Origin of the sequence: Streptomyces sp. JJ36 (assembly GCF_021696945.1) — a bacterium.
Lineage (GTDB): Bacteria > Actinomycetota > Actinomycetes > Streptomycetales > Streptomycetaceae > Streptomyces.
The window spans coordinates 153,724-167,769 of sequence record NZ_JACYHE010000001.1 but is presented as its reverse complement, the minus strand read 5'-3'; the positions used below and the strand labels follow the sequence as shown (position 1 = coordinate 167,769).

11 protein-coding genes, 1 tRNA gene and 1 pseudogene are annotated in these 14,046 nt (G+C 73.6%); 11 read left to right on the top strand and 2 right to left on the bottom strand.

Annotated features, from left to right (window positions below):
- Positions 1–267: 267 nt before the first annotated feature.
- Positions 268–339: transfer RNA gene (locus tag HOY81_RS00720), tRNA-Arg, on the bottom strand.
- Between the two features lie 144 nt (positions 340–483).
- Positions 484–816, bottom strand: a complete 333-nt coding sequence (locus tag HOY81_RS00715) for a hypothetical protein (protein ID WP_237316827.1) — start codon at positions 814–816, stop codon at positions 484–486.
- A 136-nt stretch (positions 817–952) separates the two neighbouring features.
- On the opposite strand from HOY81_RS00715, the gene HOY81_RS00710 reads away from it, so the two are divergent.
- From HOY81_RS00710 to HOY81_RS00660, 11 genes and pseudogenes are all read left to right on the top strand, one after another.
- Positions 953–1,804, top strand: a complete 852-nt coding sequence (locus HOY81_RS00710) for a DUF5753 domain-containing protein (protein WP_237316825.1) — start codon at positions 953–955, stop codon at positions 1,802–1,804.
- A 12-nt stretch (positions 1,805–1,816) separates the two neighbouring features.
- Entirely contained in the window at positions 1,817–2,017 is a 201-nt protein-coding gene (locus HOY81_RS00705; protein WP_237316822.1) for a DUF397 domain-containing protein, read from the top strand.
- A 146-nt stretch (positions 2,018–2,163) separates the two neighbouring features.
- Positions 2,164–2,592 (top strand): nuclear transport factor 2 family protein, encoded by a 429-nt coding sequence (locus tag HOY81_RS00700; protein ID WP_237316820.1) that lies wholly within the window; start codon positions 2,164–2,166, stop codon positions 2,590–2,592.
- Positions 2,593–2,773: 181 nt separating this feature from the next.
- Positions 2,774–3,151, top strand: a pseudogene (locus HOY81_RS00695) (response regulator); the annotation flags it as partial.
- 437 nt (positions 3,152–3,588) lie between these two features.
- Positions 3,589–4,521: a DALR anticodon-binding domain-containing protein gene (locus HOY81_RS00690; RefSeq protein WP_237316818.1), complete on the top strand. Its 933-nt coding sequence runs from the start codon at positions 3,589–3,591 to the stop codon at positions 4,519–4,521.
- Positions 4,522–4,539: 18 nt separating this feature from the next.
- The gene (gene lysA / locus HOY81_RS00685; protein ID WP_237316816.1) at positions 4,540–5,931 is read left to right on the top strand and encodes a diaminopimelate decarboxylase; all 1,392 of its coding nucleotides are present in this window, start codon (positions 4,540–4,542) and stop codon (positions 5,929–5,931) included.
- A gap of 145 nt (positions 5,932–6,076) precedes the next feature.
- The gene (locus tag HOY81_RS00680; RefSeq protein ID WP_237316814.1) at positions 6,077–7,369 is read left to right on the top strand and encodes a homoserine dehydrogenase; all 1,293 of its coding nucleotides are present in this window, start codon (positions 6,077–6,079) and stop codon (positions 7,367–7,369) included.
- A 44-nt stretch (positions 7,370–7,413) separates the two neighbouring features.
- A complete protein-coding gene (gene thrC / locus HOY81_RS00675; RefSeq protein ID WP_237316912.1) occupies positions 7,414–8,526 on the top strand; it encodes a threonine synthase in 1,113 nt (370 codons plus the stop codon).
- A gap of 590 nt (positions 8,527–9,116) precedes the next feature.
- Positions 9,117–10,052: a homoserine kinase gene (gene thrB, locus HOY81_RS00670; protein ID WP_237316812.1), complete on the top strand. Its 936-nt coding sequence runs from the start codon at positions 9,117–9,119 to the stop codon at positions 10,050–10,052.
- Positions 10,053–10,434: 382 nt separating this feature from the next.
- Complete coding sequence (gene rho / locus HOY81_RS00665; RefSeq protein WP_237316810.1) at positions 10,435–12,447, top strand: transcription termination factor Rho; 2,013 nt, start codon at positions 10,435–10,437, stop codon at positions 12,445–12,447.
- Positions 12,448–12,770: 323 nt separating this feature from the next.
- A complete protein-coding gene (locus HOY81_RS00660) occupies positions 12,771–13,871 on the top strand; it encodes an LCP family protein (protein WP_237316808.1) in 1,101 nt (366 codons plus the stop codon).
- Positions 13,872–14,046 lie beyond the last annotated feature (175 nt).

Sequence of the window (14,046 nt, the reverse complement as noted above, 5' to 3'; positions counted from 1 at the left end):
CTCAGCCGTATGCCACGCCCGCACTGGACGAGCAGCTTCGCATACCGTGGACGGCCCAATCCCCGCGGTCGGCCGTCGGACGGGTTCACCGAGCAGCGTTGACGAGCGGGCTGCCGGAAGCCGCATGACACAGCGCGCGGCGGCAGCGACCGATCACCGTCAACCCGCCGCTCTCGCGGTACGCTCCCGCGTCCGGCTGCGCACACGACAAACGCCCCGTGCCAGCGTCCAGGCTGGTCACAGGGCGTTTCGGCACTTCAGCGGAAGTACCCCCGGCAGGATTCGAACCTGCGCACACGGCTCCGGAGGCCGTTGCTCTATCCCCTGAGCTACGGGGGCGTGTCACGCTCTCTCGCGCTGACAGGAAGAACACTACCAGGTGTGCGGGCGTGGTCCCGAATCGGTTTCCCGGGGGGTCCGCGTCGGGCGTGATCATGCGGGCGCAGCGTGCCCGGCGCGGACCGGTCGCAGGTCAGGGCGGGGTCAGCCGTGCCCTCCGGGGGAGGTGAGGGTGTCCGGCCAGACCAGGTGGACGTCGGTGGCGCGGCCGAGGGCGAGGAGGGTGGCGGCGCTGTCGGGGGAGCGGGCGGAGAGGTGGATGTGGCCCCGCACGGTCGTGACCTGTGCCGTGCCGTCGCGGTGGGCGAGCCCCCAGGCGGCGATCTCCGGCCCGGGCTCGCCGTGCGGGGTGGTCTCCCGTTCCTCGATCAGGGCGAACAGGCGGGGGGCGGTGGCCCTGATCAGCGCGCGCACCTTCTCGTCCTGGACGTCCGAGGTGTCCGGCCCGGCTGCCGGCTCCGGGGATACCGTTGCCATGTGCAGTCTCCCAACTACAGAGGGGTTGCTGTCGGGTTCGAGCGTAGCTGCGGGAGTGATAGGTCTATCAGTGCTTCGAGGTAAGGGTTATCTATAACCACCCGTGTGAGTTACATGGGCGTGGCTGGAGGGTCAGATGGCGACGGGAGCGCCGCCGACGTTGCGGCAGCGGCGGCTCGGGGTGGAGCTGCGGAAGCTCCGTGAGCGGGCGGGGTCGAGCTCCACCGCGGCGGCAGCCCAGATCGGCGTGCAGCAGGCGCGGATGAGCATGATCGAGGCGGGACGCTACGCGGTCAGCGCGGAACGGGTGCGTGCGCTGGCGCACTGCTACGCCTGCGACGACCCGGAGTACGTGGAGGCGCTGGCAGCTCTCACCGGCGGGCGCACGCGGGGCTGGTGGGACGCGTACCGGGAGCTGCTTCCGGCCTCACTGGTGGAGGTAGCGGAGTTCGAGCACGAGGCGCGGGCGCTCCGCGTGGCCGTGCTCGTCACCATGCCGGGGCTGGTGCAGACGCTGGAGCACGCCCGCGCCTCCTACCGGCAGAACGTGCCGGCGTTGCGCCCGGACGAGATCGAGCACCGGGTGTCCTTCCGCGTCAAGCGGCAGAGTGTGCTCCACGGTGATCCGCCGCTGCCGTACACGGCGATCATTCACGAAGCCGCGCTGCGTATGGGCATCGGCGGGCCCGAGGTGGTGCGCGAGCAGCTTCGGCATCTGATCGCCGTGGGCGAGCACGGCAACGTGTCGGTTCTGGTTATCCCCTTCGAGCGGGCCGAGTTCCCCGCCTCGGGCCAGCCGATCAGCTACGCCGAGGGTGCGGTGCCCTCACTGGACACGGTCTTGCTCGACTCGGATCACGGCTGCGAGGTTCTTGACGCGGCGGCGCAACTGGAGCGCTACCGGTCGGTGCTGGACCGGATGCAGGACTGCGCGCTGTCGGCGGCGAGAAGCCGCGACTTCATCCACCGGATCGCCAAGAGTCTGTGAAAGGAACCGCTCGTGGACGTCGATGCCTGGCAGAAGTCCTCGTACAGCAATGAAGGGGCGAACTGCGTGAACGTCGCCGCTGCGCCCGGGGGCGGGATACGGGTGCGGGAGAGCGACGCGCCGGAGGCGGTGCTGGAGGTGGGGCGTACGGCGCTGCGCGGGCTGCTGGCGGCGGTGAAGCGCGGGGACGTGCCGGGGGCCGGGCGGGGCTGAGCCCCGGAGGAGGCCGGGGGATGCCGGGGCCCGGAGGGGCCGGCGGTGACCGGCATCGGCGGTGGGCGAGTAATCAAGTTTGACTTGCGAGGGAGCCGGGCATAGTGTGCCGAGCAGTTAGTCAAATTTGATGAGATGGGGACGGGATGACGGTACTGCCGGAGACCGGGTACGTGGCCACGGACGAGGACCGGGCGAGCCTGGAGGCGTGGTTCGCGGAGTACGACGCGCGGAGCGCGAAGCGGGAGGTGGAGCGCATGGCCGAGATGGCCGTGTTCCCGCTGAACCTGATCAGTGACGACTCCGCGGGGAACGGGCGCGCGGCGCAGTGGAGCCGGGAGCAGTTCGTCGCGACGATGACGCAGGTGATGGGGGAGGGGGACGAGGAGCTCGCGTTCGAGTCGACCCGGACGCCGGTGTTCCTGTCGCCCGCGATGGCCGTGGTGTTCACCGACTCGGTGATGACCCTGGGCGGAGAGACGCAGCGGCTGCGCTACGCCGACATCCTGATCAGGCGGGAGGGCGCGTGGGCGTTCCAGACGATGATCCAGGGAGGGTGGGGAGACAACCTGTGACTTCGGCCCGGGGCGCGGACGTCGCCGGGGGCGCGGTGTGCTGAGGCGGCGCCGTGGGAGTAGGGCCCGGAGGTTACGGCCTCCGGGGGAGGGTGGCGCGAGTGCGCCGAGAACGTCCCGGTAGGGGCCGGAAACAGGCAAAACCCGGACGTGGCCGCTCCGGCCCGCCTACGCTCGAAGGGTGCAGGGCGTGAGCGGGCGGGTGCTTGTCGTCGACGACAACAAGGTCATCCGGCACCTGATCAAGGTCAATCTCGAGCTGGAGGGCTTCGAGGTCGTGACCGCGGACGACGGTGCCGAATGCCTGGAGATCATCCATCGCGTCAGACCGGACGTGATCACGCTGGACGTCGTCATGCCCCGGCTCGACGGGCTCCGTACGGTGGACCGGCTGCGCGCCGACCCCCGGACGCGGGACATCCCGGTGGCCCTGGTCTCGGCCTGCACACCGGACGAGATCGAGGCCCGGCAGCCGGCGGAGGCGGCCGCGGTGGAGGCCATAGTGGCGAAGCCGTTCGAGCCGGCGGCGCTGGTGCGGACGGTGCGGCGGCTGGTACGGGACGGGCGCCGGCAGGGCACGCGCGGACCGGGCCGGGGAGCGCCCCACGGCGTGGCTCCGCAGGGGCGGAGGCACGGCCGCAGCACGGCGGGCGGGACGCAGCACGCCGCGGGCCGCGGTACGGGAGCCGGCGCGGGCCGGGGCACCGGCGGCGTGCCCGGAGTGCCGGGCGCCCCCGGGGCGGTCGGCGGCACGGGACAGTCCGGGGCCCGTGGTGCGGGCGAGGCCAGGGAGTCCCCGGGGCTCCCGGGAGCGGCCGCGCAGCCCGAGGCCGCCGACGGGGAGCAGTGGGGCGCGGGCTCGTCCGCCGCATGCTCCTGAGGTGTGCCCGAGCGCCCCGCATCGCAACGCCCACCCGGCGTACGCACCGGCGCGCGGCGTCCCACCCCGCGAAACCGGTTCGCGCGGAACCACCCCGTCTCCCATACCCTGGCCTGGTGACACCCGCACAGCTCTCCCGCACCGTGCTGCACTCGCTGCACGGTGCGGTCGCCGACGCCGGACGGCGGGTGACGCTCCCGGAGCGGGTGGTGATCGAGTCGCCGCCGCGGCGCGGGAGCGGGGACTACGCCACCGGGGCCGTGCTCCGGGCGGCCCGGGCCGCCCGGCTGGACGCGGAGCCGCTTGCGCGGCGGCTCGCGCGGGGGCTGGCGGAACGGCCGGGGATCGCGCACGTGGAGGTCTCCGGCCCCGGCTTCCTGAACGTCACGCTGGACGGCGCCGGGCGCGCCGCGCTCGTACGTGAGCTGGCGGGCGGCTCCGCCGGGGGTGCCGAGCACACCGGGAACGCCGGTCCCTCTCGCGGGCACGACGCCACTCCGGGCGCCGACCCCGGCGCGTACGGCGCCGCTGCGCGCACTGTGCCCGGAGCGCCGAGCGCCCCCGACCCGTACCCCGCCGCCACCGGCGACGCCCCCGCGCGGGACGCCGCCGCGTGGGCGGCGGCCACCGGTGAGGACCCGGCCGCGCTGCTGGTCCGTACGGACGCGAGTGCGCTGTTCCGGGTCCAGTACGCCCACTCCCGCGCCCGTGCGCTGCTGCACAACGGCGCCGCGCTCGGCCTGCGCCCCGAGCCCGGGGCGGGCGGCCACGGCTACGCGGGTCCGGCCGAGCGCCGGCTGCTCGCGCTGCTCGCCGACACCGCCCGCGTCGCGGGCGCCGGCGACCCGGGGCGGCTGGCCCGGCATCTGGACGCCGCGGCCGGTGCCCTCCGCGACCTGCACGACGACCGCCACGAGGGGTGTCTGCCCCGCGGTGACGAGAAACCCGGGGCCGCCCACCGCGCCCGGCTGGCCCTCGCCGAGGCCGCCGGGACGGTGCTGGCAGGCGGCCTGTCCCAGCTCGGCGTCACCGCACCCGCACACCTCTGAGGGGAAACCGCACCAGTCATGAGCCGTTCCGCACACCCCGCCGGGCCCCGGCACGCCGACGTGCTGCCCGAGGGCCACTACACCGCGCCCCCCGCCGACCTCAACGCGCTCGACCCGCGCATCTGGGCCCGTACGGTCCGGCGCGACGCCACCGGCGCCGTCACCGTCGCCGGGCGGGACGTGCGCGATCTCGCCGCCGAGTTCGGCACCCCCGCCTACTTCCTCGACGAGTCCGACTTCCGTGCCCGCTGCCGCGACTGGCGGGACGCCTTCGGGCCGGGCGCCGACGTCTTCTACGCCGGCAAGGCGTTCCTCTCCCGCGCCGTGGTGCGCTGGCTGCACGAGGAGGGCCTCAACCTCGACGTGTGCTCCGCGGGCGAGCTGTCCACCGCGCTGGACGCCGGCATGCCGCCGGAGCGGATCGCGCTGCACGGCAACAACAAGTCCGCCGCGGAGATCGAGCAGGCGGTCGAGGCCGGGGTGGGCCGGATCGTGCTGGACTCGTTCCAGGAGATCGTGCGGGTGGCGCACCTCGCCGAGCGGCTGGGCCGCCGCCAGCCGGTGCAGATCCGGGTGACGGTGGGCGTGGAGGCGCACACCCACGAGTTCATCGCCACCGCCCACGAGGACCAGAAGTTCGGCCTGGCGCTGGCCGGCGGCCAGGCCGCGGAGGCGGTGCGGCGGGTGCTGCGGCTGGAGAGCCTGGAGCTGGTCGGCATCCACTCGCACATCGGCTCGCAGATCTTCGACACCTCCGGTTTCGAGGTGGCGGCGCACCGGGTGGTCGGGCTGCTGCGGGAGGTCCGGGACGAGCACGGCGTCGAGCTGCCGGAGATCGACCTGGGCGGCGGCCTGGGCATCGCCTACACCTCCGAGGACGACCCGGCCGAGCCGCAGGTGATCGCCAAGGCGTTGCACGACATCGTCACCCGGGAGTGTGAGTCCGCGGGGCTGGCGGTGCCGCGGCTGTCGGTGGAGCCGGGCCGGGCGATCGCCGGGCCGACGGCCTTCACCCTCTACGAGGTCGGCACGGTCAAGCAGCTCGACGGGCTGCGGACGTACGTCAGCGTGGACGGCGGGATGTCGGACAACATCCGCACCGCGCTCTACGACGCCGACTACACCGTGGCGCTGGTGTCCCGCTCCTCGGACGCGCCGCCCATGCTCTCCCGGGTGGTCGGCAAGCACTGCGAGAGCGGCGACATCGTCGTACGGGACGCCTTCCTGCCGTCCGACCTGGAGCCGGGCGACCTGGTGGCGGTGCCCGCGACCGGGGCCTACTGCCGCTCGATGGCCAGCAACTACAACCACGCGCTGCGGCCGCCGGTGGTCGCGCTGCGGGACGGCGAGGCGCGGGTGATCCTCCGGCGGGAGACGGAGGAGGACCTGCTGCGGCTGGACGTCGGCTGACCGGCCGGCGGCGGCTGCCGGGCGGGCCGCCGTACCACCCGTGCCGTTGGGCGAGATGAACGTCTCACATACTGGACGAAGCAGGGATTATCCCCACCGGTACGTGAGACTGAGGGCACCACGATTGACAAGTGAGCGAGGTCGAATGATGCGTACGCGTCCGCTGAAGGTGGCGCTGCTGGGCTGTGGAGTCGTCGGCTCAGAGGTGGCACGCATCATGACGACGCACGCGGAGGACCTCGCCGCCCGGATCGGCGCCCCGGTCGAGCTGGCCGGGATCGCCGTACGCCGCCCGGACCGGGTCCGCGAGGGGGTGGACCCGGCGCTGGTCACCACCGACGCCGCGGGCCTGGCGGCCCGGGAGGACGTCGACGTGGTGGTCGAGGTGATCGGTGGCATCGAGCCCGCCCGCGGCCTGATCACCCGCGCCTTCGAGAACGGCGCCAGCGTGGTCACGGCCAACAAGGCGCTGCTCGCCGAGGACGGGCCGACGCTGCACGAGGCCGCCGAGAAGCACGGCGGGGACCTCTTCTACGAGGCGGCGGTCGCCGCCGCGATCCCGCTGGTGCGGCCGCTGCGCGAGTCCCTGGCCGGGGACAAGGTCAACCGGGTGCTCGGCATCGTCAACGGCACCACCAACTTCATCCTGGACCGCATGGAGTCCACCGGCGCCGGCTACGGCGAGGCGCTGGACGAGGCCATGGCGCTCGGCTACGCGGAGGCCGACCCGACGGCCGACGTGGAGGGCTTTGACGCGGCCGCCAAGGCCGCCATCCTCGCCGGGCTGGCCTTCCACACCCGGGTCCGCCTGGACGACGTGCACCGGGAGGGCCTGACCGAGATCACGGCCGGGGACATCGCCTCCGCGAAACGCATGGGCTGCACGGTCAAACTGCTGGCGATCTGCGAGCGGTCCGCCGACGGCCGTTCCGTCACGGCCCGGGTCCACCCGGCCATGATCCCGCTGAGCCACCCGCTGGCCTCGGTGCGGGAGGCCTACAACGCGGTCTTCGTGGAGTCCGACGCGGCCGGGCAGCTGATGTTCTACGGCCCCGGCGCGGGCGGCTCGCCGACGGCCTCCGCCGTGCTCGGCGACCTGGTGGCCGCCTGCCGCAACAAGGTCAACGGCGCCCGCGGTCCGGGGGAGTCCGCCTACACGCAGCTCCCGGTCTCCCCGATGGGCGACGTGGTCACGCGCTACCACATCAGCCTGGACGTGGCCGACAAGCCCGGCGTCCTCGCCCAGGTCGCCACCGTCTTCGCCGAGCACGATGTCTCCATCGACACCGTCCGGCAGCAGGGGAAGGACGGCGAGGCCTGGCTCGTCGTCGTCACCCACCGCGCCCCCGACGCCGCGCTCACCGCGACCGTCGAGGCGCTGCGCAATCTGGACACCGTCCGCGGCGTCGCGAGCATCATGCGGGTCGAAGGGGAGTAAGAGGAACAATGGCCATCATGGACAGTACGTCTTCCGCGTCCGGCATGCCCGGTGCGCGCGCCGGGGCCCCCGCGGCCGGCGGCCCGGCCGGGCGGCAGTGGCGGGGTGTGATCGAGGAGTACCGCGAGCGGCTGCCGGTGGAGCCCGGCACCGAGGTGGTGACCCTGCGCGAGGGCGGCACGCCCCTGGTGCCCGCCCGGGTGCTCTCCGCGGCCACCGGCTGCGACGTCCACCTCAAGGTCGAGGGCGCCAACCCCACCGGCTCCTTCAAGGACCGGGGCATGACGATGGCCATCACGCACGCCAAGGAGCAGGGCGCGCAGGCGGTCATCTGCGCCTCCACGGGCAACACCAGTGCCTCCGCGGCCGCCTACGCGGTGCGCGCGGGCATGGTGTGCGCGGTGCTGGTGCCGCAGGGCAAGATCGCGCTCGGCAAGATGGGGCAGGCGCTGGTGCACGGCGCCAAGATCCTCCAGGTGGACGGCAACTTCGACGACTGCCTCACCCTGGCCCGCGGGCTCTCCGAGAAGTACCCGGTCGCACTGGTGAACTCGGTGAACCCGTCCCGGATCGAGGGTCAGAAGACGGCCGCCTTCGAGGTCGTCGACATGCTCGGGGACGCCCCCGACATCCACGTGCTGCCGGTGGGGAACGCCGGCAACATCACCGCCTACTGGAAGGGGTACCGGGAGTACGCGGACCGCGCGACCGGCGGCCCCGCCACCCGCACCCCGCACATGTGGGGCTTCCAGGCCGCGGGCGCGGCGCCGCTGGTGCACGGCGAGCCGGTGAAGGACCCGTCCACCATCGCCACCGCGATTCGCATCGGCAACCCCGCCTCCTGGGAGCAGGCCGAGCGGGCCAAGGAGGAGTCCGGCGGCCTCATCGACTCCGTGACCGACCGTCAGATCCTGCGTGCCTACCGGCTGTTGGCGGCCCAGGAGGGCGTCTTCGTGGAGCCGGCCTCGGCCGCCTCGGTGGCGGGCCTGCTCCAGGCCGCCGAGCAGGGCACGGTGGCCCCGGGGCAGCGGATCGTCTGCACGGTCACCGGCAACGGCCTCAAGGACCCGGACTGGGCCGTCGCGGGCGCCCCGCAGCCGGTCACGGTCCCGGTCGACGCGGACGCGGCCGCCGAGCGGCTCGGCCTGCGCGGCTGAGCCGGGCGGGTGGCCGGGTTCCGGGAACACCCGCGCGGGTGACCGGGCCCCGGGACGCTGCCCGGGGCCGTACGGACGCCGGAGGGGGCGGCGGCAACCGGGGGCCCGGCCGGGCGGCGCCGGGGTGTCCGGGCCCGCGGTGCTCCGGTGCGGTCCGGGCCGACTCGGAGCCCTGCGATCCCGGCCCCCTGCCACGCCCGGCGGGGCCGCAGCACTCCGCGGCGGCGGGCGCACGGGGCTCCGGGACCGCACGGTCCCGGGGGTGCGCGGGGCCGCCGGTGCGGCCCGGACCCGCAGGTCACGCCCCGGGCGGCGGGCGCCCACGCGGTCCTGGCGCACGTGGGTGACACGACACGCTTCGTGCGCCTCCCGTGCGCCCTATGTCCCCGGGGAACCTTCCTTCGATAGGCTGGCATTCACCCCGGTCCCACGTTCGTGCGACGGCAGCACCGATATGCGTCCCGTCGCGCGGGGCGTCGGGACAGCGACCGGTCCGGCTGGCCCCCGCGGTCCCAGGGGAGTCGTCCCGTCCCCACGTCCCACACCTCTGCACGTCACCACAGCGAGTCAACGAGGAGAGTCATCGAGAGATGGCCGGTCCCGCGTTCCGCGCAGCCGCAGTCCGGGTGCGCACCCCCGCCACCAGCGCCAATCTGGGCCCCGGGTACGACACCCTGGGCCTCGCCCTGGGGCTCTACGACGACGTGGTGGTCCGCGTCGCCGACTCCGGTCTGCACATCGACATCGCCGGGGAGGGCGCCGACACGCTGCCGCGGGACGAGGACCACCTGCTCGTACGCTCCCTGCGCACCGCCTTCGACCTGCTCGGCGGGCAGCCGCGCGGCCTGGAGGTGGTGTGCGCGAACCGCATCCCGCACGGTCGCGGCCTCGGCTCCTCCTCCGCCGCCATCTGCGCCGGCATCATGGCCGCCCGCGCGGTGACCACCGGCGGCGAGGCCCGGCTCGACGAGACGGCGATGCTGGAGCTGGCCACCGAGATCGAGGGCCACCCGGACAACGTCGCGGCCTGTCTGCTGGGCGGCTTCACGCTGGCCTGGACGGAGGCGGGCGCCGCCCGCGCGGTCAGGATGGAGCCCGCCGCGTCCGTCGTTCCGGTGGTCTTCGTGCCGGCCCAGCCGGTGCTGACCCGGACCGCGCGCGGGCTGATCCCGCGCACCGTGCCGCACGTCGACGCCGCGTTCAGCGCCGGCCGCGCCGCGCTGCTGGTGGAGGCGCTCACCCGGCGCCCGGAGCTGCTGCTCGCCGCCACCGAGGACCGGCTGCACCAGGAGTACCGCGCGCCCGCGATGGAGGAGAGCGCGGCCCTGGTCGCCCGGCTGCGCGCGGACGGCGTCCCGGCGGTCATCTCGGGGGCGGGGCCCACCGTCCTGGCGCTGGCCGAGGAGGGTGCGGCCGACAAGGTCGCCCGGCTGGCCGGGGAGGGCTGGGCGGCCAACCGGCTCGCGGTCGACCGGACCGGTGCCGGGGTGCTGCCCCTGACCGCGGGTGGCGGCGCCGCACAGTGACATCCGATCGCCGGTATTCGAGAGGGGGAATGTTTGTTGGATCCGGTAGTGTTAACCTCAAGTGAGCACTCGCAGTCGCCTGGGTCGCGCCGAAGGCCCGTAGAGTGCAGTGCCCGGTGTCCCTGTCAGGGACCACCCTCTCTTCCGGGAGCCTCCCACACTGCCTGAGCATCCTGCCGAGCAGTGCCGTGCACGCTCCGGAATCGGTGTGACGGACCCAGGTCACCGCGTCATGCCGGACCTTTGTGAATTGATCTCACCGCCAGACGTACAGGCGGGACCACCGCCCCGGCCCGGTCTCCTTCCGACGGGACCGCGCCGGACAGCACGACCGGTCGCCGAGCCAGACAGGCCGACGCCCGCTCCAGGGAAGGACCCCTTCGTGAGCGACACCACCGATCTGATGGGCGCGAACGCCGACAGCAGCGGCGGCGCTGCTGCCGAGGCGCCCGCCACGGACGCTCCTGCAGCCCCCAAGCGCCGGCGCTCCGGCACCGGGCTCGAGGGCATGGTCCTGGCCGAGCTCCAGCAGGTTGCCTCCGGCCTCGGCATCAGGGGCACCGCGCGGATGCGCAAGAGCCAGCTGATCGAGGTCATCAGGGAGAAGCAGGCGGGCGGCGGAGCCGCCGCGCCCGCGGACGAGGGCAAGAAGGCCTCGTCCGCCGACACCGCCGAGGGCCAGGCCGAGGCCAAGCCGAAGCGCCGCGCGACCTCGCGTGCGCGGACGGGCGAGGCGCAGGCCGAGGCGGCGGACCAGAGCACCGCCCAGCAGCAGATCGACATCCCCGGCCAGCCCGCCGACGAGCGCCGCAGCCGCCGCGCCAAGGGGGAGGGCAAGGCGGAGGCCGCCGCGGACACCGCGGAGGGCCGCGAGCCGTCGTCGCAGGACGCCAAGGGCGCCGGCGGCAAGGACGGCAAGGACGCCAAGGACGCCAAGGACCGCGACGGCAGGAACGCCGGCGCCCGGGACGGCGGCAAGGACGCCGGCCAGGCGAAGGAGAAGGGCGACGGCGGCAAGGGCGCCGAGTCCAAGGGCGACGGCGGCGGCAAGCCGGACCGCCCCTCCAAGCGCGAGCGTCAGCGGGACCGCCGCGGCAAGAACGACGGCGGCGGCCAGCAGCAGGGCGGCGGGGGCAACCGCCGGGACGACTTCGACGACGAGGGCGGCGGCCGGCGCGGCCGCCGGGGCCGCTACCGCGACCGCCGCGGGCGGCGTGGCGGCCGCGAGGACTTCGAGCCGCAGATCTCCGAGGACGACGTCCTGATCCCGGTCGCCGGCATCCTCGACATCCTCGACAATTACGCCTTCGTGCGGACCTCCGGCTACCTGCCGGGCCCGAACGACGTGTACGTGTCGCTGGCCCAGGTCCGGAAGAACGGCCTGCGTAAGGGCGACCACGTCACCGGCGCGGTGCGCCAGCCCCGCGAGGGCGAGCGGCGGGAGAAGTTCAACGCGCTCGTCCGGCTGGACTCCGTCAACGGGATGGCCCCCGAAGGCGGCAAGGGCCGGGCCGAGTTCCAGAAGCTCACCCCGCTCTACCCGCAGGAGAGACTGCGGCTGGAGAACGACCCGGGCGCCCTGACGACCCGGATCATCGACCTGGTCTCGCCCATCGGCAAGGGGCAGCGCGGCCTGATCGTCGCCCCGCCGAAGACCGGCAAGACCATGATCATGCAGGCGGTCGCCAACGCGATCACGCGCAACAACCCCGAGTGCCACCTCATGGTCGTCCTCGTGGACGAGCGTCCCGAGGAGGTCACCGACATGCAGCGGTCGGTCAAGGGCGAGGTCATCTCCTCGACCTTCGACCGCCCGGCCGAGGACCACACCACGGTCGCGGAGCTCTCCATCGAGCGCGCCAAGCGGCTGGTGGAGCTGGGCCACGACGTCGTGGTGCTGCTGGACTCCATCACCCGGCTCGGGCGCGCGTACAACCTCGCCGCGCCGGCCTCGGGCCGCATCCTGTCCGGCGGTGTGGACTCGACGGCCCTCTACCCGCCGAAGCGCTTCTTCGGCGCCGCGCGGAACATCGAGGACGGCGGTTCGCTGACCATCCTCGCCACCGCGCTGGTGGAGACCGGGTCCCGCATGGACGAGGTGATCTTCGAGGAGTTCAAGGGCACCGGCAACATGGAGCTCAAGCTCGACCGGAAGCTCTCGGACAAGCGGATCTTCCCGGCCATCGACGTGGACGCCTCCGGCACCCGGAAGGAGGAGATCCTGATGGGCGGCGAGGAGCTGTCCGTCGTCTGGAAGCTCCGCCGGGTCCTGCACGCGCTGGACCAGCAGCAGGCCGTCGAGCTGCTGCTGGACAAGATGAAGCAGACCAAGTCCAACGCCGAGTTCCTCATGCAGATCCAGAAGACGACGCCGACGCCGAACGGCAACGACTGAGCGCCTCGTCTTCACCCGTTCGGCGGAACATCCGCAGGGCCGTCCCACCGCACCGGTGGGGCGGCCCTCGCCGTACGTCCGTGGACGCCCATCCGGCGTAGGCGCCCCGGCCCGCCGCCCCGGAATCCCGCCGCGCGCGGGAGCGTCGCCGCGGCGAGAACGGGGAACACGGGCTGTTCCGGGCAGCGCCGGACGGCTGTCCGGCCGGCAGCACAGCCGAGGCGGCCGCCGGTCGCCGCTCCCGTGACCTGTGGCGCAACCCTTGAGCAGAGCATCACATGGAAGGAGCGGAAGGACCGGGCCGACGAAAGGGGACCGGCGGCATGGCGAGAGACGGCGGCGGATTCGGCCGGGTGGCGTACGGGGGGCGACTCCGCCACCGGCGCGCACTGATCGTGGCCGTCTGGTCACTGGTCGCCGTGCTGCTGATCGCCGGCGCCGGGCTCGGCTTCGTCTACTACCGGCTGAACGGCAACATCGCCGGCGTCGACATCAACTCCGTGCTCGGCACCGACCGCCCCGCCGACATGCCGAACGGCTCGCTGGACCTCCTGGTCCTCGGCTCCGACTCCCGGGCCGGCCAGAACGCCCCGTACGGCGACGACGACGGCACCGCGCGGTCCGACACCGCCATGATCGTGCACATCCACGAGGACCACGAGCGGGCCACCGTGGTCTCCATCCCCCGCGACACCCTGGTCCGCCGCCCGGAGTGCCGGAAGCCCGGCGGGGGCACGGTCCCCGCCGAGCGGAACGCGATGTTCAACAGCGCCTACCAGGCCGGCGGCCCCGCCTGCGCCGTGAAGACCGTGGAGCGGCTCACCGGCGTCCGCATGGACCACTACGTCGAGATCGACTTCTCCGGCTTCCGGAAGCTCGTCGACACCCTCGGTGGCGTGGAGGTCACGGTCAACAAGCCGATCGACGACCCGGACAGCCATCTGCACCTCTCGCCGGGCACCCACACCCTCGACGGCGAGCAGGCCCTCGGCCTGGTCCGCACCCGGCACGCCGTCGGCGACGGCAGCGACCTGGGCCGCATACAGCTCCAGCAGGTCTTCCTCCGGGCCCTGCTCGACAAGATCGACGACCTGGGGCTCTTCAGCAACCCGAAGCAGCTCTACGACCTCGCCGACACCGCCACCGCCGCGCTGACCACCGACTCCGAACTGGACTCGGTCGCCGACCTGGTCGGCATCGCCCGGCTGCTCCGCGGCGTCGGCCCGGACGAGCTGCGCCTGCTCACCATGCCGGTGCGCTACGACCCGCAGAACCCGAACCGGGTGGTGCCCATGGAACACAAGGCACAGCAGGTCTGGACGGCGCTCAGGGAGGACCGCCGGGTGCCGCGCTCGGCGACCGAGGGCACCGCCACGGACCGCAGCGGCATCGGCGACGCGGTGGAGCAGCCCGGCTCCGGTTAGGGCGTCCTCCCGGGCAGGACGCCGGGGAGGAAGACCGGGTGGACGACGGGGGACGACCGGGGGAATAACCGGCCCCCGACCCCGGTTTTGGGCGGTACGGCCAGTAGTGGCAAACTGGTACGTCGGCCCCGGTTCACGCGTCGCAGACCGCGTCGCGACCCGGCGCCCTCCCGAA